Annotated in this window: 19 protein-coding genes; 15 read left to right on the top strand and 4 right to left on the bottom strand. The window is 72.2% G+C overall.

All coding sequences use genetic code 11. The features are described from left to right. Positions 1-18: 18 nt before the first annotated feature. Complete coding sequence (gene mftB, locus ACXR2U_RS04080; protein WP_458823646.1) at positions 19-339, bottom strand: mycofactocin biosynthesis chaperone MftB; 321 nt, start codon at positions 337-339, stop codon at positions 19-21. A 13-nt stretch (positions 340-352) separates the two neighbouring features. After that, entirely contained in the window at positions 353-487 is a 135-nt protein-coding gene (gene mftA, locus ACXR2U_RS04075) for a mycofactocin precursor MftA (RefSeq protein WP_458823645.1), read from the bottom strand. Between the two features lie 153 nt (positions 488-640). Between mftA and ACXR2U_RS04070 the strand changes: the two genes are divergently transcribed. Both ACXR2U_RS04070 and ACXR2U_RS04065 read left to right on the top strand, forming a co-directional pair. Continuing rightward, positions 641-1,510: an oxygenase MpaB family protein gene (locus tag ACXR2U_RS04070; protein WP_458823673.1), complete on the top strand. Its 870-nt coding sequence runs from the start codon at positions 641-643 to the stop codon at positions 1,508-1,510. 97 nt (positions 1,511-1,607) lie between these two features. Next, positions 1,608-1,937, top strand: a complete 330-nt coding sequence (locus ACXR2U_RS04065) for an ATP-binding protein (protein ID WP_458823644.1) — start codon at positions 1,608-1,610, stop codon at positions 1,935-1,937. Here the strand turns inward: ACXR2U_RS04065 and ACXR2U_RS04060 are convergent. After that, entirely contained in the window at positions 1,934-4,117 is a 2,184-nt protein-coding gene (locus ACXR2U_RS04060; protein WP_458823643.1) for a thiamine pyrophosphate-dependent enzyme, read from the bottom strand. The two genes, ACXR2U_RS04065 and ACXR2U_RS04060, sit on opposite strands and share 4 nt — an antisense overlap. An 89-nt stretch (positions 4,118-4,206) precedes the next feature. On the opposite strand from ACXR2U_RS04060, the gene ACXR2U_RS04055 reads away from it, so the two are divergent. The 3 genes from ACXR2U_RS04055 to ctaD all read left to right on the top strand — a co-directional run bounded on the left by ACXR2U_RS04055 (position 4,207) and on the right by ctaD (position 7,874). Next, the gene (locus ACXR2U_RS04055) at positions 4,207-4,635 is read left to right on the top strand and encodes a MarR family winged helix-turn-helix transcriptional regulator (protein ID WP_458823642.1); all 429 of its coding nucleotides are present in this window, start codon (positions 4,207-4,209) and stop codon (positions 4,633-4,635) included. Continuing rightward, positions 4,632-5,948: an MFS transporter gene (locus ACXR2U_RS04050; protein WP_458823641.1), complete on the top strand. Its 1,317-nt coding sequence runs from the start codon at positions 4,632-4,634 to the stop codon at positions 5,946-5,948. Before ACXR2U_RS04055 ends, ACXR2U_RS04050 begins: the two co-directional genes overlap by 4 nt. A gap of 243 nt (positions 5,949-6,191) precedes the next feature. Then, complete coding sequence (gene ctaD / locus ACXR2U_RS04045) at positions 6,192-7,874, top strand: aa3-type cytochrome oxidase subunit I (protein ID WP_458823672.1); 1,683 nt, start codon at positions 6,192-6,194, stop codon at positions 7,872-7,874. A 242-nt stretch (positions 7,875-8,116) separates the two neighbouring features. Here the strand turns inward: ctaD and ACXR2U_RS04040 are convergent, their stop codons facing one another. Next, on the bottom strand, positions 8,117-9,415 hold the full coding sequence (locus ACXR2U_RS04040) for a nicotinate phosphoribosyltransferase (protein WP_458823671.1): 1,299 nt from the start codon (positions 9,413-9,415) through the stop codon (positions 8,117-8,119). Positions 9,416-9,495: 80 nt separating this feature from the next. Here ACXR2U_RS04040 and clpS point away from each other — a divergent pair, with 80 nt between their 5' ends. The 10 genes from clpS (at position 9,496) to ACXR2U_RS03990 (ending at position 16,005) form a co-directional block, all read left to right on the top strand. Next, positions 9,496-9,792 (top strand): ATP-dependent Clp protease adapter ClpS, encoded by a 297-nt coding sequence (clpS, locus tag ACXR2U_RS04035; RefSeq protein ID WP_458823640.1) that lies wholly within the window; start codon positions 9,496-9,498, stop codon positions 9,790-9,792. Further along, positions 9,789-10,289 (top strand): DUF2017 family protein, encoded by a 501-nt coding sequence (locus ACXR2U_RS04030; RefSeq protein ID WP_458823639.1) that lies wholly within the window; start codon positions 9,789-9,791, stop codon positions 10,287-10,289. The genes clpS and ACXR2U_RS04030 overlap by 4 nt, the downstream gene beginning before the upstream one ends. Before the next feature lie 29 nt (positions 10,290-10,318). Beyond that, positions 10,319-10,723, top strand: a complete 405-nt coding sequence (locus ACXR2U_RS04025) for a M67 family metallopeptidase (protein WP_458823638.1) — start codon at positions 10,319-10,321, stop codon at positions 10,721-10,723. A gap of 86 nt (positions 10,724-10,809) precedes the next feature. Then, positions 10,810-11,085 (top strand): MoaD/ThiS family protein, encoded by a 276-nt coding sequence (locus ACXR2U_RS04020; RefSeq protein ID WP_458823637.1) that lies wholly within the window; start codon positions 10,810-10,812, stop codon positions 11,083-11,085. A gap of 23 nt (positions 11,086-11,108) precedes the next feature. After that, positions 11,109-12,071 carry a PLP-dependent cysteine synthase family protein gene (locus tag ACXR2U_RS04015; protein ID WP_458823636.1) on the top strand — a complete coding sequence of 321 codons (963 nt, stop codon included), beginning with the start codon at positions 11,109-11,111 and terminating at the stop codon, positions 12,069-12,071. Positions 12,072-12,150: 79 nt separating this feature from the next. Next, positions 12,151-12,837: a rhomboid family intramembrane serine protease gene (locus ACXR2U_RS04010; RefSeq protein ID WP_458823635.1), complete on the top strand. Its 687-nt coding sequence runs from the start codon at positions 12,151-12,153 to the stop codon at positions 12,835-12,837. Continuing rightward, positions 12,834-13,577, top strand: a complete 744-nt coding sequence (locus ACXR2U_RS04005; RefSeq protein ID WP_458823634.1) for an MBL fold metallo-hydrolase — start codon at positions 12,834-12,836, stop codon at positions 13,575-13,577. Before ACXR2U_RS04010 ends, ACXR2U_RS04005 begins: the two co-directional genes overlap by 4 nt. A 13-nt stretch (positions 13,578-13,590) precedes the next feature. Further along, on the top strand, positions 13,591-14,010 hold the full coding sequence (locus ACXR2U_RS04000; RefSeq protein WP_458823633.1) for an MmcQ/YjbR family DNA-binding protein: 420 nt from the start codon (positions 13,591-13,593) through the stop codon (positions 14,008-14,010). Between the two features lie 51 nt (positions 14,011-14,061). After that, positions 14,062-14,583, top strand: a complete 522-nt coding sequence (locus ACXR2U_RS03995; protein WP_458823632.1) for a SigE family RNA polymerase sigma factor — start codon at positions 14,062-14,064, stop codon at positions 14,581-14,583. After that, positions 14,584-16,005 carry a hypothetical protein gene (locus ACXR2U_RS03990; RefSeq protein WP_458823631.1) on the top strand — a complete coding sequence of 474 codons (1,422 nt, stop codon included), beginning with the start codon at positions 14,584-14,586 and terminating at the stop codon, positions 16,003-16,005. The last annotated feature ends 13 nt before the right edge of the window (positions 16,006-16,018 follow it).

Genomic DNA, 16,018 nt, shown 5'->3' with positions numbered 1-16,018 from the left:
GGCAGTGCGGGGGAGGAGTCAGCGACGGACGATCATGTCGCCGTCGACGAGCGAGGCCAGCGCGGCGGTGTACCGCGCGACCTGGTCGTCAGCGACCCCGGCCGCGAGGCACGCGGCCCGGGCGGTCGGGTGGTCGGCGAGACCGCGGACGACGTCGAGCAGCAACGGGCTCTTGAGGAACGTCAACCGGCGGGTGCCGAAGTGGTAGAGCAGGGCACCGAACGGCTCGGGCCGGACGGAGACCCGGTCGTCGAGCCGCCAGGGGGCGTCGAGGTCGAAACCCGCCGCCGCCGGAGCCGCGGCGGGTTCGACCGTGCTGCCCGGAGCGGGCGTGGTCATCGGGCCGGTCGGCCTAGTAGACGCCGCACATGCCGTCGATGGAGACGTCCTCCACCAGCAGGTCCTCGGTGACGTGCTCGAGGTCGGCGCTCGCGGTGGTGGCAGCCTCGGGGGCCTCGGTCTCGGTCGGGTTCGGGTCGACGCTCATTGCGGGTTCTCCTGTTCGACGAGTTGTGTCACCGGGTGACGAATAGGGGAGACCGTAGCCCCGGTCACACCCCCGGGCAAGGGCTCCCGATGTGCAGTTCCTGGGCACTGGTGCCCGGCGGCAGCTCGGTGGGAGGCTCCCGGCATGAGCCGCGTGCCCCGCGACCACTGGCGCCAGGAGATCGCGCGCCTCGACCCGGCGGTCGACTGGCACCGGATCTACACCATCGTCTTCCACCACGAGTTCCCGTGGGACCTCGAGCAGTCACTCGGCCTGGCGCTGTTCCGGACCTACGCCGTGCCCTCGATCGGGTCCCTGCTCGACCGGACGGGCGAGTTCGAGCGGGCGGTGCAGAAGCGGTACGACGACACCGGGCTCATCCTCGACACCGTCCTCGCGCACGGTGTGGACGCGCCGGAGGGCCGGGCGGCGATCCGGCGGATGAACCAGATGCACCGCAGCTACGACATCAGCCCCGACGACATGCGCTACGTGCTGTCGACGTTCGTGACCGTCCCGATCCGCTGGCTGGACGCCGTCGGGTGGCGCCCGTTCGACGAGGCCGAGAAGGTGGCGACCGCGAACTACTACCGTGCGCTCGGCCGTCGCATGGGCATCCCCGGGATCCCTGTGACCTGGCAGGAGTTCGGCGACCTGCTCGACAGCTACGAGGCGGAGCACTTCGGCTTCGACCCCGGCGGCCGGCGGGTGGCCGACGCCACGCTCGACCTGATGGCGACGTTCGCGCCGTTCCACCGGGTGCCCGCGCGCGTCAACAAGGCCTTCGCCCGCGCCCTGCTCGACGATCCGCTGCTCGACGCCTTCGACTACGCGCACCCGCCGACCTGGCAGCGGCGTGCGGCGACGGCTGGACTCCGAGCGCGCGGCGCGTTCCTGCGGCGGCGCCCGCCCCGGATGCAGCCCCGGCGGTTCGTGCACAGTCCCAACTTCCGCAGCTACCCCGGGGGCTGGGACATCGAGACGGTGGGCACGTTCCCGCCTTCCTGCCCGATCGTGATGTGACAACGCGCGGCTCGCGTGGAACACCGACTACGTGACATCGGACGACGGCGCCCGGGACGTCGTCCTCCGTCTCCCCCGGGACGTGGACGCTCCGGCGATGGCGCGGGCGTACCTCTCGGAGTACGCGACCTGGCTGCCCGCGCCCCTGCTCGACGACGCCCGCCTGCTCGTGAGCGAACTGGTCGGCAACGCGGTGCGCCACGGCCGTGACGAGATCATCCTGCGGCTGCGGCCGGACCCGCCGGGCATCGGCGTCGCCGTCACCGATCACGGCGACGACATGCCGACCCTGCCCGACGGTCGCCCCGACCCCACCGTCCCGAGCGGTCGCGGCCTGCTGATCGTCGCGGCGCTCGCGAGCCGCTGGGGCGTGGAGAAGGTCGAGGCCGGCACCGGCAAGACGGTCTGGTTCGACCTCGAGGTCTAGCCGGCCACCAGGCGACGCGCAGCCGCCTCGATCTCGTCCTCCTGGAGCAGCACCAGGTTCGCCGCGTCCGCCAGCGGGACGAAGCTGTCGGCGCTCGCCACCCGGGCGATCGCACCGCGGTAGCCCGCCTCGACCAGCGCCGTGACCACGCCCTCGCCGACGCCGCCCGCGTGGCGGGTCTCGTCGGCGACGAGCACCCGGCCGGTCGCGTTCGCGGCCGCGAGGACGTCCTCGACCGGCAGCGGGTTGATCCACCGCAGGTCGAGCACCCGCACACCGGTCCCCTCGGCCGCGAGGCGACGGGCGACCCGCAGCGACATCCGCAGCCCGTTGCCGAACGACACGATCGTGAGGTCGGTGCCGTCGCCGTGCAGGCGGCCCCGCCCGATCGGCGCGGTGTCGCCCGTCCAGGGGGGTGCGGCGTAGGGCGCGAGCCAGCCGCCGTCGCCCGGCTCGTGCAGGTCGCGTTCGTGGTAGAGCGCGATGGGTTCCAGCAGCACGGAGACCGTGCCGTCGACGCTTGCGGCTGCCAGGCACGTGCGCAGCAGGGGCGCGGCGTCGGCCGGGTGCGCGGGGACGCCGACGACCAGGCCGGGGACGTCGCGGAGGACCGCCACCGCGTTGTCGTTGTGGAAGTGCCCGCCGAACCCCTTCTGGTAGGCGAGCCCGGCCACCCGCACGACCATCGGGTTGGTGAACGCCCCGCCGGAGAAGAAGGCCTGGCTCGCGGCCTCGCCGCGCAGTTGGTCCTCGGCGTTGTGCAGGTAGGCGAGGTACTGGATCTCCGGGACGGGCAGCAGGCCGGTGAGCCCGGCGCCCAGTCCGAGCCCGAGGATCGCCTGCTCGTCGAGCACGCTGTCGAACACCCGGCCCGCGCCGAACCGGGACTGCAGGCCGCGGGTCACGCCGTAGACGCCACCCTTGCGGCCGACGTCCTCGCCGAACACGACCATCTCCGGCCGCGCGGCCAGGGAGTCCGCGAGCGTGGCGGTGATCGTCTGGGCGAGCGTGAGACCGCCCGCGACGTCCTCCGGTGCCCGCGCGGGGCGCTCGTGTGGTGCCCGCCCGGCCTCGGCGGCGACCGCGTCCGGACGACGACGGCTGAGGGTGGCCACGACGTCCGCACGCGTCCGCAGCTTCGGGCGGTCCGCGGCGTCGCGCGCCAACCGGACGACGGTCGCGCCGATCTGGTCGTACCGGTCCAGCAGATCGTTCGCGTCGGCACCCGCGCCGACCAGCAGGCGGGCGACGCCGAGCAGCGGGTCGTGCTCGCGGTCGGCGGCGATGTCCGTCCGCCGCCGGTAGGCCGTCTCGAGGTCGGTGCCGGCGTGGCCGAGGAAGCGGACCGTACGCAGGTGCAGCAGGGCCGGCCGGCGCTTGGACCGGGCGTGCTCGACCGCGGCCTGCGCGGCGGCGCTCACGCCGACCGGGTCGTCGCCGGACGCGGCGTGGTACGCCAGGCCCGGCCGCGCGGCGGCCTGTGCGACCCAGCCCTCCGGGGTCGGCACCGAGATGCCGAGGCCGTTGTCCTCGCACACGAACACGAGGGGCAGCGGCAACCCGGCGTGGGAGAGCCAGGCGGCGGTGTTGAGGGCACCGGCGGCGGTCGAGTGGTTGAGGCTGGCGTCGCCGAAGCTCGCGACGACGACCGACCCCGCGGGCCAGCGCGAGGGCACCTTCAGCCGGGCGGTGCGGCCGATGGCGAAGGCGACCCCGACGGCCCGGGGCAGGTGCGAGGCGATGGTCGAGGTCTGCGGGACCACCGCGAGGTCGGGGTGGCCGAACACCTTGTGCCGTCCGCCCGAGGCCGGGTCGTCGACGCTCGCCGCGAGGCCCAGCAGGACGTCGCGCAGGCCGTCCTCGAGCGGGCGGCCGGCCTGCACCGAGCGGGCGAGGTAGAACGCGCCGGAGCGGTAGTGCAGCAGGGCCGGGTCGGTGGGGGACAGGGCCTCGGCGACGAGCGCGTTGGACTCGTGGCCGGCGGAGCCGATCGTGTAGAAACCCTCGCCGCGCTCACGCATGCGGCGGGCCTCGAGGTCGAGGTGACGGCTGCCGGCCATGACGTCGAAGCTGCGGCGCCACCGGTCGAGGTCGCCGGGGCCGAGGTCGACCGGGTCGGGGTCGAGCGTGGTGAGCGAGGTCCGCAGGTGGTGGTCGAGGTCGTCGTGCGGGGCGGTCACCCCGGCATCCTCCCGGAGCGACGGCCTCCCCGGAGCGGGACGGGTCACATGTATCACCAACTTACATAAGCTGGTGATACGAATGAGGGGTGGACGACTCCGACATCGCGACCTCCCTGGCCGGCTTCTCGACCTGGTGGCGGCGCGTCGCGGACCGTGGTGGCTTCTCGACCACGGCGCTGTCGACGCTCGACACCCTCGACCGGCTCGGGCCGCAGCGCATCTCCGACCTCGCCAGCCGGGAGCGCATCACCCAGCCCGGCATGACCGGTCTGGTCACCCGGCTTGCCGACGAAGGCATGGTCGAGCGGGTCCAGGACGCCGCCGACGGGCGCGTCACCCGGGCCTCGATCACCGCGGCCGGGCGCGCCCGGCTCGCGGCGCTGCGCGAGGAACGGCGTGAACAGCTCGCCCACCTGGTGGCCCAACTCGGCACTGCCGACCAGCGGGCGCTGGCCGCCGCCGCGCCGGCGCTCGAGCGGCTCGCCGCCGTCGCGCTGCAGGGGGTGGCGGCATGAGTGCCCACACCGGTCACGGCGGCGCGACCTCGAGCCCGTTCCAGCAGCCGCGGGCCGTCTGGGCCGTCGCGTTCGCCTGCGTCGTCTCGTTCATGGGCATCGGGCTGGTCGACCCGATCCTGCCCGCCATCAAGGACGAGTTGGGCGCGACGACCAGCCAGACCACGTTGCTGTTCACCAGCTACCTGGTCGTCACGGCCGTCGCCATGCTCGTCACGGGCTGGGTGTCGAGCGTGCTGGGTGCGAAGCGGACGTTGGTCGTCGGCCTCGGGCTGATCGTCGTGTTCGCGGCGCTGGCGGGGTCCAGCGACAGCATCGACGCCATCATCGGCTTCCGCGCCGGCTGGGGCCTGGGCAACGCCCTGTTCATCGCGACCTCGCTCGCGGTCATCGTCGGCTCGGCGAGCGGCGGGTTCGGGGGCGCGATCATCCTGTACGAGACGGCCCTGGGCGTGGGCATCGCCACCGGCCCGTTGGTCGGCGGGGTCCTCGGCAACATCAGCGTGCACGGGCCGTTCTACGGCGTCGCCGTGCTGATGTTCGTGGCGTTGGTGGCCTCGGCGACCCTGGTCCCGAACACTCCCCGGCCCGAGCAGCGGGCGTCGCTGCTCGACCCCCTCAAGGCGCTGCGGCACCGGGCGCTCGCCACGACGAGCGTCACCGGGCTGCTCTACAACTGGGGCTTCTTCACGATCCTGGGCTACGCGCCGTTCCTCATGGGTGGGCTCTCGCCGATCCAGCTGGGCTTCGTGTTCTTCGGCTGGGGCATCCTCGTGGCCCTCTGCGCGGTGTTCCTCGCGCCGTGGCTCAAGGCGCGGGTCGGCACGCCCCGGACCCTGTACGGCAACCTCACCGGCGTCGCCGCCGTGTGCGCGGTCATCGGCATCTGGGCCGACAGCCCCACGACCGTCATCGTCGCGGTGATCGTCTCCGGGATCTTCGTCGGCGTGAACAACACGCTCGTCACCACCGCGGTCATGTCGATCGCGCCGGTGCCGCGGGCGGTGGCGTCGGCGACGTACGGGTTCGTCCGGTTCATCGGGGGTGGCCTCGCGCCGTACGTCGCGGGTCGACTGGCCGCGGCCTACAACCCACACGTGCCCTACCTGGTGGCCGTCGTGGTGGTCCTCGCGGGCGCGGTCGTGCTCGCCACCGTGCACCACGCCCTCGACGCCGCCGACCGCGAGGAGCAGGCGCCCGAGAGCGCCGGGCGGGCGGCCGACGAGGCCGCGCCGGCGGAGGTGCCGGGGCTGCCGGAGGAGGCCGTGATCGCCGAGGCGGCCCGGGAGCAGGACGCCCGGATCGTCCGGTGAGCACCCCGGACTCGAACACGTTCAGGTCAGCGCATCACAGGTGCGTGACGGTGTGGTGTCCGAGGGCCTCCCCGGGGGCGGGTCAGGCCCGTCACGGAGTTAAGCTCCACCCGTGACGATCAGGAGGACGGCCTCGTGACGACGACTGTCGAGAACCCCGCTGCCGCGGGGTCTGCGCCCGAACCGATCGTCAGCCGGCCGTTCCCGGCCCACGACGCGCCCAAGGGCTCGTTGCTGACGCAGATGCTGCGGACCACCGACCACAAGCTCATCGGTCGGATGTACATGGTCACGTCGTTCGCGTTCTTCCTCATCGGTGGCCTGCTCGCGCTGCTCATGCGCGCCGAGCTGGCCCGCCCGGGCCTGCAGTTCCTCTCGCCCGAGCAGTACAACCAGCTGTTCACGATGCACGGCACGATCATGTTGCTGTTCTTCGCGACCCCGCTCGTGTTCGCGTTCGGCAACCTGGTCATGCCGCTGCAGATCGGCTCGCCTGACGTCGCGTTCCCGCGCCTCAACGCCTTCTCGTACTGGCTGTACCTGTTCGGCGCCTCGACCGCCGTCGCGGGCTTCATCGCCCCGGGTGGTGCCGCCGACTTCGGTTGGTACGCCTACCAGCCGCTCGCCAACGTGCAGAACAGCCCGGGCTCGGGCGCCGACCTCTGGATCATCGGCCTGGCGATCTCGGGCCTCGGCACGATCCTCGGTGGCGTCAACTTCATCACCACGATCGTGGCCCTGCGCGCGCCCGGCATGACGATGTTCCGGATGCCGATCTTCACCTGGAACCTGCTCATCACCATGCTCCTGGTGCTGCTCGCGTTCCCGATCCTCACCGCGGCGCTGCTGGTCGCCTACGCCGACCGCAACATGGGGGCGGTCGTCTACGACTCCGCCAACGGCGGGGCGATCCTCTGGCAACACCTGTTCTGGTTCTTCGGCCACCCGGAGGTGTACATCGTCGCGTTGCCGTTCTTCGGCATCGTCACCGAGGTCATCCCGGTCTTCAGCCGCAAGCCGCTGTTCGGCTACAAGGGTCTGGTGTTCGCGACCATCGCGATCGCGGCGCTGTCGCTGACGGTGTGGGCGCACCACATGTTCACCACCGGCGCGGTGCTGCTGCCGTTCTTCTCGCTGATGACCTTCCTCATCGCGGTGCCGACCGGTCTGAAGTTCTTCGCGTGGATCGGCACGATGTGGCGTGGGTCGATCTCGTTCGAGACCCCGATGCTGTTCTCGCTCGGGTTCATGGTGACGTTCCTCTTCGGCGGCCTCACCGGCGTGCTGCTGGCCTCACCGCCCATCGACTTCCACGTCGCCGACAGCTACTTCGTCGTCGCGCACTTCCACTACGTCCTGTTCGGGACCATCGTGTTCGCCGCGTACTCCGGGATCTACTTCTGGTTCCCGAAGTTCACCGGCCGCTACCTCGACGAGCGCCTCGGCCGCGTCCACTTCTGGCTGACGTTCATCGGCTTCCACGCCACGTTCCTGGTGCAGCACTGGCTGGGTGCGGAGGGCATGCCCCGCCGGTACGCCGACTACCTGCCGAGTGACGGCTTCACGTTCCTCAACACGTTCTCGACCATCGGGTCGTTCGTGCTGGGCGCCTCGACGCTGCCGTTCCTCTACAACGTCTACAAGTCGTACAAGTACGGCGAGGTCGTCACCTCCGACGACCCGTGGGGCTACGGCAACTCGCTCGAGTGGGCGACCTCCTGCCCGCCCCCGCGCCACAACTTCACCGCCATCCCGCGCATCCGCTCGGAGCGCCCGGCGTTCGAGTACCACTACCCGCACCTGCTCCAGCGCCTGGAGGAGGAGGCCCACTCCGGCGGCATCGTGCACACCGTCCCCGCCGCCGCCGGCGCGGTCAGCTCCGCCGGTGGTTCGGGTGGCACCCGGGACCCCGAGCCCGACGCCTGAGAAGTTTCTCGCCACGACGGCCGCATCCCACCGGGGTGCGGCCGTCGTCGCGTTTCCGGGGCTGCCCTGACCTCACGGAAGTGCAGGGTTCGGTCGTTCGACGGGCGTCGGAACGACCAGACAGTGCCCTTCTGGTCAGCGACACGCGGCGTCGCGGGCCGGGCTGGGACGGCCGAAACCCCGTGTTTCGTCCCACCCCCGCCGGCCGGACGGACGAGTCCGACGCACCCGTCCGACGGGCGTCAGGCGGTGGTGACCTCGAACCGGACCGGGATGGCGGGCTCGCCGCGCGAGAGTGACAAGCCCTCCCAGGGCAACGTGCCGAGGGCCTCGCGGAGCCGGGCGCGGGCGGCGGCGAGGGCGGGGTCGACACCCGCGGGGGCATCCGCGATCGGCTCGGCCCGGACCCGCTCCCCGGCGCGGACCAGGGGCACCTGCAGGCGGCGGGTGCCGGGTTCGGACGCCAGCAGCTCCTCGACCGCGGCGTCGCGGCCCGGACCGGAGACCAGGATCTCCTCCGTGGCGGTGCCGGACGCCCGGTGCGTGCGCAGGGCGGTCTTGGCGCCGCCGTGGGTGGCCTTGGCGGTCGAGCGCTTGGCCACCGGACGGCCGTCGACCTCGACGAGTTTGTAGACCAGCCCGGCCGTCGGGGCGCCGGAGCCGGTGACCACGGAGGTGCCCGCGCCGTAGACGTCCACCGGCGCGACGGCGAGGCCCGCGATGGCGTACTCGTCCAGGTCGCCGGAGACCACGACCCGCGTCGAGGTGGCGCCGAGCGCGTCCAACTGCTCCCGCGCCTGCACGGCGAGCGGCCCGAGGTCGCCGGAGTCGATGCGGATCGCGCCGAGCGACGTCCCGGCCGCCTCGACGGCGTTCGCGATGCCCTGGGTGATGTCGTAGGTGTCGACGAGCAGGGTCGTGCCCGGGCCGGCCGAGGCCACCTGGGCCGCGAACGCCTCGGACTCGGTGGCGTGCAGGAGCGTGAACGCGTGGGCGGCCGTCCCGCCCGTCGGCACGCCCCACCGGCGGCCCGCGGCGAGGTTCGAGGTCGAGGCGAAGCCGGCGAGGTAGGCGGCCCGCGCGGCGGCCACGGCGGCGTCCTCGTGGGTGCGGCGCCCGCCCATCTCGATCACCGGCCGGTCGCCCGCTGCCACCGCCATCCTCGCCGCGGCCGAGGCCACGGCGACGTCGTGGTTGAGCACGGACAACAGCACCGTCTCGAGGACGACGGCCTCGCCGAACCCGCCGCGCACCGTGAACAGCGGTGAGTCGGGGAAGTAGACCTCGCCCTCGGGGTAGCCCTCGACGTCCCCGGTGAAGCGGTAGTCGGCGAGCCAGGCGGCGGTGGTCTCGTCGACGATGTCGTGGGCCCGCATCCACTCCAGCGCGGCCGGTTCGAACCGGAAGGCGGCGAGGGCGTCGAGCGCCCGTTCCGTGCCGGCGACGACTCCGTAGCGACGGCCGTCGGGCAGCCGTCGTCCGAACACCTCGAAGGTGCACGGGATCTCGGCCGTGCCCTCACGCAGTGCCGCGGCGAGCATCGTGAGTTCGTACTGGTCGGTGAGCAGGCCCGTCGGCTGATCCGGCACGGGCCCAGCCTGCCACGGCGGGGCGTGGAACGATGGTCGGCGTGTCCGCACCCACCGCCACCCCCGATCTCGAGGTCGTCGAGGTCGTCGAGGCGGACCGGCCGTGGGTCACGATCGTCTGGGACGACCCGATCAACCTCATGAACTACGTGACCCACGTGTTCATGCAGGTCTTCGGTTACCCCAAGAGCAAGGCCCACCGGCTCATGCTCGACGTCCACACCAAGGGCCGGGCGGTGGTGTCGTCGGGCACGCGGGAACGGATGGAGTTCGACGTCTCGCAGCTGCACGGGTACGGGCTCTGGGCAACAGTGAGCCACGACTCGTGAGGGTCACGCGCCGTCGCGGCGTGGTCCGGGTCAACCTCGACGAGGTCGAGATCGGCCTGCTGCGCACCCTGTTCGCCGACCTCGCCGACGCCCTGCGCGGCATGGGCGACGACGACCCGGTCCGGCGGCGGATGTTCCCCGACGGCTACCGGGACGACCCGGAGGCGGCGGGGGAGTACCGCGGCCTCACCGAGTCGGCCCTGCTCGAACAACGGCAGGAACGCCTCGCGCGGGCGCTGGCCGAACTCCCACCGACCGCGGGCGAGGTCACCCTCGACCCGGACGCCGCCACCCGCTGGCTGACGGTCCTCAACGACCTACGCCTCGCCATCGGCACCCGCATCGGCATCGACGCCGACACGGCCGTCGACGACGACCTGATCGGCGGTGCCGACCCCGACAACACCCCGGACGTCGCCGCCGACCGGGCCGCCCGCGCGGTGTACGTCTGGCTGACCGCCCTGCTCGACCGCCTGGTCGAGGCGGTCACGGACTGAGTTCCTCGCGCTCGTTAGGCTCGGGTCTCGTGCTCACCATCTCCGCCGAGCTGCGCGACGCCATGGTCGCCCACGCCCGCCGCGACCACCCCGACGAGGCGTGCGGGGTCATCGCCGGGCCCGAGGGGTCGGACACCCCGACCCGCTTCGTGCCGATGACCAACGCCGAGCGGTCGCCGACCTTCTACCGGTTCGACCCCACCGAGCAGTTGCAGCTGTACAAGCAGATGGACGCGAACGACGAGGAGGTGGTCGTCGTGTACCACTCGCACACGGCGACGGAGGCCTACCCGAGCCGGACGGACGTCTCCTACGCGGGCGAACCGAACGCCCACTACGTCCTGGTCTCGACCCGCGAACCCGACGTCGACGAGGTCCGTTCGTACCGGATCGTCGACGGCGAGGTGACCGAGGAGCAGGTCACGGTGCTGTGACCTGACCGGACTGGGAGGATGAGACCGGCACCGGCCGCTGTTGCGGCCTGACGACAGCACGCCAGTACACGAGAGGAACCACGACCGTGGCCATCGAGGTCAAGATCCCGACCATCCTGCGCACCTACACCGGCGGGGCCAAGACCGTCGACGGCAGCGGCGACACGCTGCTCGGCCTGCTCGACGACCTCGACGCCCACCACACGGGCCTCAAGGGCCGGCTGGTGCAGGAGGACGGCTCGCTGCACCGCTTCGTCAACATCTACGTCAACGACGAGGACGTCCGGTTCTCCGGCTCCCTCGACACCCCGCTCAAGGACGGCGACGCCGTGACGATCCTGCCGGCCGTCGCCGGCGGCTGAGCCGGAACCGAGGCGACGACGCCGTGGCCCGCTACGACTCCCTGGTCGACGCCCTGGGTGGCACGCCGTTGGTGGGCTGCCCACACCTGTCGCCGGCCTGGGACGGTGAGGCCCCGGTACGCCTCTGGGCCAAGCTCGAGGACCGCAACCCGACCGGCTCGATCAAGGACCGTGCCGCCGTGGCGATGGTCGACGCGGCCGAGGCCGACGGTCGCCTGACGCCCGGCTGCACGATCCTCGAACCGACGTCGGGCAACACCGGCATCTCGCTGGCCATGGTCGCGAAGCTGCGCGGGTACGGCCTGGTGTGCGTCATGCCGGAGAACACGTCGTCGGAACGTCGGCAGCTGCTGGAGATGTACGGGGCGCGGATCGTGTCCTCGCCCGCGGCGGGCGGGTCGAACCAGGCCGTCGCCGTCGCGAAGGAACTGGCGGCCGAGCACCCGGACTGGGTGATGCTCTACCAGTACGGCAACCCCGCCAACGCCGAGGCGCACTACCGCGGCACCGGCCCCGAGCTGCTCGCGGACCTGCCGGAGATCACCCACTTCGTCGCGGGCCTCGGCACCACCGGCACCCTCATGGGCGCCGGCCGGTTCCTGCGCGAGAAGGTGCCGGACATCCAGATCGTCGCGGCCGAACCCCGCTACGGCGACCTGGTCTACGGGCTGCGCAACATCGACGAGGGTTTCGTTCCCGAGCTGTACGACGACACCGTGCTGACCCGCCGGTTCTCGGTCACTTCCTACGACGCCCTGCGCCGCACCCGCGAGCTCATCGAGCGTGAGGGCATCTTCGCGGGCATCTCGACCGGCGCGATCGCGCACGCGGCGATGTCGATCGCCGAACGCTGCCACGCGGACGGCCAGGCGGCGAACATCGCGTTCGTGGTCTGCGACGGCGGCTGGAAGTACCTGTCGACCGGCGCCTACGACGGATCGTTGCAGCAGGCAGCGGAACACCTCGAAGGGCAGTTGTGGGCGTGAGCACACGAGTGACGGAGGAGCGAGGCGCGGAACCTCGAGCGTGGGCCCGCGGTTGGCCCTCGCAGGAAGCCGGTTGGGCGTGACCAAGCCGCCGCGGTACACGCTCAAGCAGCGCTGGTCCGATGCCCTCGCGGCCAACCCGCGGGTCGAGTCGACGCGGCCGATCGGGTGGGGTCAGGCCATGGCCGTCATGGCCGGGCTGACCGCGGTGCTCTGGATCGTCGAGATCGTCAACGTCTCCCTCGACTACCGCCTCAACCGGTTCGGACTGGAACCGCGCACCCTGGGCGGTCTGTGGGGTGTGCTGACGATGCCGTTCCTGCACGTCAGCGCGTACCAACTGCTCGCGATCACCGGGCCGTTCCTGCTCATCGGGTGGGTGGTGCTGCTGGGCGGGTGGCGGTCGTTCGCGCTGATCTCGCTGATCTGCTTCGTCGTCAGCGGCGTCCTCACCTGGCTGATCGCCCCGTCCGGCGCGAACATCGTGGGCGTGAGCCCGCTGGTCTTCGGCTGGCTCGGCTACATCTGCGCCCGCGCCGTGTTCTCGAGGCGGATCGCGTGGATCGCCAGTGCGATCGTCGTGTTGATCCTGTTCGGCAGCATGTTCTTCAGCCTCATCCCGGAGACCAGCAACAACCGCAACGGTGTGCCCTGGGAGGCGCACATGGCCGGCGTCATCGCCGGGCTGCTCGCCGGCTGGTTGCTGCACCCCCGCAAGTCGACCACCACGTCGGTCCGGTTCGCCAAGTCGAAGTCGAGCACATGAGGCTGACCGTCCTCGGCTGCTCGGGCAGCGTGCCCGGCCCGGACTCCCCGGCGTCCGGATACGTCGTCGAACACGAAGGTTTCCGGGTCGTCATGGACCTCGGTCCCGGCGCCGCCGGCGGTCTGCTCGACACCGCCGCGACCGAGCCGCCCCGTGTCGACGCCGTCCTGATCTCGCACCTGCACGCCGACCACTGCCTCGACCTGGTCTCGCTCGCGACGTCGCTGCGGTACGGCCGGCACCCGGGCGTCGCACCGGTCCCGGTGTACGGCCCGGTCGGGCTGCGCCAGCGCATCGTCACCGCCTACGGCTACGACGCCGGGCTGGACGAGTTGTTCGACTTCGTCGAGGACGACGTGCCCGCCGAACTCGGACCGTTCGCGATCTCCACCGCCGTCATGAACCACCCGGTGCCCACCCGCGGGTTCCGGCTCTCGACCGGTGGTTCCTCGCTGACCTACTCCGCCGACACCGGGCAGTCGCCCGCCCTCGTCGCGCTCGCCACCGGTTCCGACGCCCTGCTGTGCGAGGCGACCTACGCGCCCGGCGACCCGGTCGTTCCCGACCTGCACCTGTCCGGCCGCGACGCCGGCGAGCACGCGGCGCGCGCCGGTGTCGGGCGGCTGCTGGTCACGCACGTCCCGCCGTGGTCGTCACCCGCCGTCGCCGTCGACGAGGCCCTCGCGGTCTTCGACGGTCCGGTCGAGGCCGTGACCGCCGGCGCCGGCTACGAGCTCTGACGGGGGCCGGGCCGTGGCGCAGCGATCGCGGCGGGCACGCGTCGCCGACATCCACGCCGTGGCCGCGGCGATGCCGCACGTCGCCGAGGTGGCCGGATCGCTCGACAACGCGGTCTACCAGGTGGGCGGCCGGTCGTTCGTCTTCTTCCGCAACCCGCGCCCGGACGCCGTCGACCCGGAGACCGGCGAGCGGTACACCGACGTCGTCGTCCTCTGGACCGCGTCGGAGGGCGACAAGCAGGCGTTGCTGCAGGACCCGTCCCTCCCGTTCTTCACCACCCCGCACTTCGACGGCCACCCGTCGGTGCTGCTGCGGACCAGCCGGGTCGGGGAGCTGACGGTGCAGGAGCTGACCGAGATCGTGCAGGACGCCTGGCTGTCCCGCGCCTCGCCGACCCGCGCCCGGAAGTGGCTGGCGGAACAAGGCCGCTGAGTGCTGCGGTCCGTGGCAACCTGATCGCGCTCCCACCGCGTTGGAGGGGATGTGAGCGGGTCCGCGGACGTCGAGGTCGGAACGTCGACCTTCGACGCCTTCGTGGGCTCGCACTCCGCGGTGTTGCTCCGCGCGGCGTGGCTGCTCACCGGTGACCGCGGCGGCGCCGAGGACCTGCTGCAGACGACGTGGTCGGCGGTGTGGCCGGGGTGGACGACGGTGGCGGTCATGGAGTTCCCGCTCGCCTACGTCCGCACCGCGATGGTGCGGTCGTTCGTGTCCTCGCGGCGCCGCCGGTGGTGGGGCGAGACGGCCGTCGACACTGTCCCCGAGGCCGGGAAGCCCGATGCCGCCGATGACCTCGCCCTGCGCCACGTCGTCGCCGCTGCGCTCGCGCGCCTGACCGCCCGGCAGCGGGCCGTGGTCGTGTTGCGCTACTTCGACGACCTCGACGTCGCCGAAACCGCCGCTGCGCTCGGGTGTTCGGTCGGCACGGTCAAGAGCCAGACCGCGAAGGCGCTGGCCCGCCTGCGTTCCGACGCCACCCTCACGCACGTGTTGGAGGACCTGTAGATGGACGACTTCGAACGGCGGCTGTCGGTCGCGCTGAAGACCGCGACCGACGACCTCCCGGCCGCGCCCGCCGTCACCGCCGAGACCGTCCGGGTCGACGCCGACCGCCCCACCCGCCACCGCTCGTCCCGTGCCGTGCTCGTCGCGGCGGTCCTGGTACTGCTGGCGGCAGTTGCGGGCGGTGGTTGGTGGGCGGTGTCGAGGGGTGATCGCACCACGCCCGCCGATCCGCTCGCACCGTGCACGGGGCGCGACGTGTCGCTCACCCACGAGACCCCGGTGGGAGACACGGCCGTGCAGGACGTCGTGGTCGTCACGGCGGGGGCCGCGTGCACCCTGGACGCCGCACCGACCGTCACGGTCGAGGGCGAGGTCGTGCCCGCGCCCGACCTGGGCCGGTGGGCTCCGCAGCGGCTCGACACCGGAACGTCCATCCGCTTCGGGGTTCTGCCGCAAGCGTCCGGAGTGCCGTGCCCGAGCGCCGTCCCCACCGTCTCGGCCACCGCCCGCGTCGGCGCCGTCGGGACGCCGCTCACGTTCGACGTGCCGGGTGGCGTCTGCTTCAAGGGCTACGTGCTGGAACCGTTCGGCCCGCAGCCGGTGTCGACCGCGTGCAGGAGCGACGACGTGTCCGTCGCCCACGCGGATGCCGCGACCGGGCTGACCGACGTCCTAGCCGTCGTCACCCTCACGGCGCGCAACGCGTGCACCCTCGTCGCGCCGCCGGACCTCACGGTGAACGGAACCGCGGTGCCGTGGGCGAAGACGCCCGGGGACACCGTCGAGCGAGCCCCGTGGTCACCCGTCACGCTGCAGACCGGTGCGACCGTCGAGTTCGGGCTCGTCGAGCTGCTGGTCTCGGGCGCCCCGCCGCCTGACTGTCCGTCGTCGCCGGCGCTGGACGCTGCGGTGGGACTGGCGGGCACCGACCCATCGCTGCGGTTCCAGATCGCGTCCGGCTCGGGGTGCGGAACGCTCGCGTTCACCACCCTGCGCGGCGCGACCGACACGGCGACCGCGACGGACGACAGGTGCAGCGCGGACGATCTCACAGCGACTCTGTGGAGTGAGGGCGTCGTCCAGAGCGGTCCGAGAGGGGTGATCCTGACGGCCACGAAGGCGTGCACGCTCACCGCCCCACCCAGCCTGACAGTCGCGCCGGTCGGCGAACCGAGCTTCGCGGTGCCGTTCGCTGGTGTGAGACCGGAGGACGAGACGCCGTGGCTGCCCGAGACCCTGGAACCCGGCGACGAGGCCGAGTTCTCGCTGGCGGTGAAGCCGACCTACTCGTCGTGCCCCTACACCGATCCGGTGGCCGTGCGCCTGGTCTTCGCGATCGACGGCACGCCGGTCGCGAGTTCGTCCTGGGCGACGACGCCCGGCTGCGGCCTCCTCTTGCGCCTGGTGACCGGCCTGCGCTGAAGACCGTGGGGGT

Source organism: Jatrophihabitans sp. YIM 134969 (genome assembly GCF_054456675.1).
Note: the sequence above shows the minus strand (reverse complement) of the source record. Positions and strands in the feature narration are given on the sequence as shown.

Coding starts and splice junctions, on each gene's coding strand:
- clpS (WP_458823640.1), top strand. CDS start 9,496: ATGGTCGGCGTGTCCGCACCCACCGCCACCCCCGATCTCGAGGTCGTC.
- ACXR2U_RS04050 (WP_458823641.1), top strand. CDS start 4,632: ATGAGTGCCCACACCGGTCACGGCGGCGCGACCTCGAGCCCGTTCCAG.
- ACXR2U_RS04040 (WP_458823671.1), bottom strand. CDS start 9,415: ATGCTCGCCGCGGCACTGCGTGAGGGCACGGCCGAGATCCCGTGCACC.
- ctaD (WP_458823672.1), top strand. CDS start 6,192: ATGCTGCGGACCACCGACCACAAGCTCATCGGTCGGATGTACATGGTC.
- mftA (WP_458823645.1), bottom strand. CDS start 487: ATGAGCGTCGACCCGAACCCGACCGAGACCGAGGCCCCCGAGGCTGCC.
- ACXR2U_RS04005 (WP_458823634.1), top strand. CDS start 12,834: ATGAGGCTGACCGTCCTCGGCTGCTCGGGCAGCGTGCCCGGCCCGGAC.
- mftB (WP_458823646.1), bottom strand. CDS start 339: ATGACCACGCCCGCTCCGGGCAGCACGGTCGAACCCGCCGCGGCTCCG.
- ACXR2U_RS03990 (WP_458823631.1), top strand. CDS start 14,584: ATGGACGACTTCGAACGGCGGCTGTCGGTCGCGCTGAAGACCGCGACC.
- ACXR2U_RS04065 (WP_458823644.1), top strand. CDS start 1,608: ATGGCGCGGGCGTACCTCTCGGAGTACGCGACCTGGCTGCCCGCGCCC.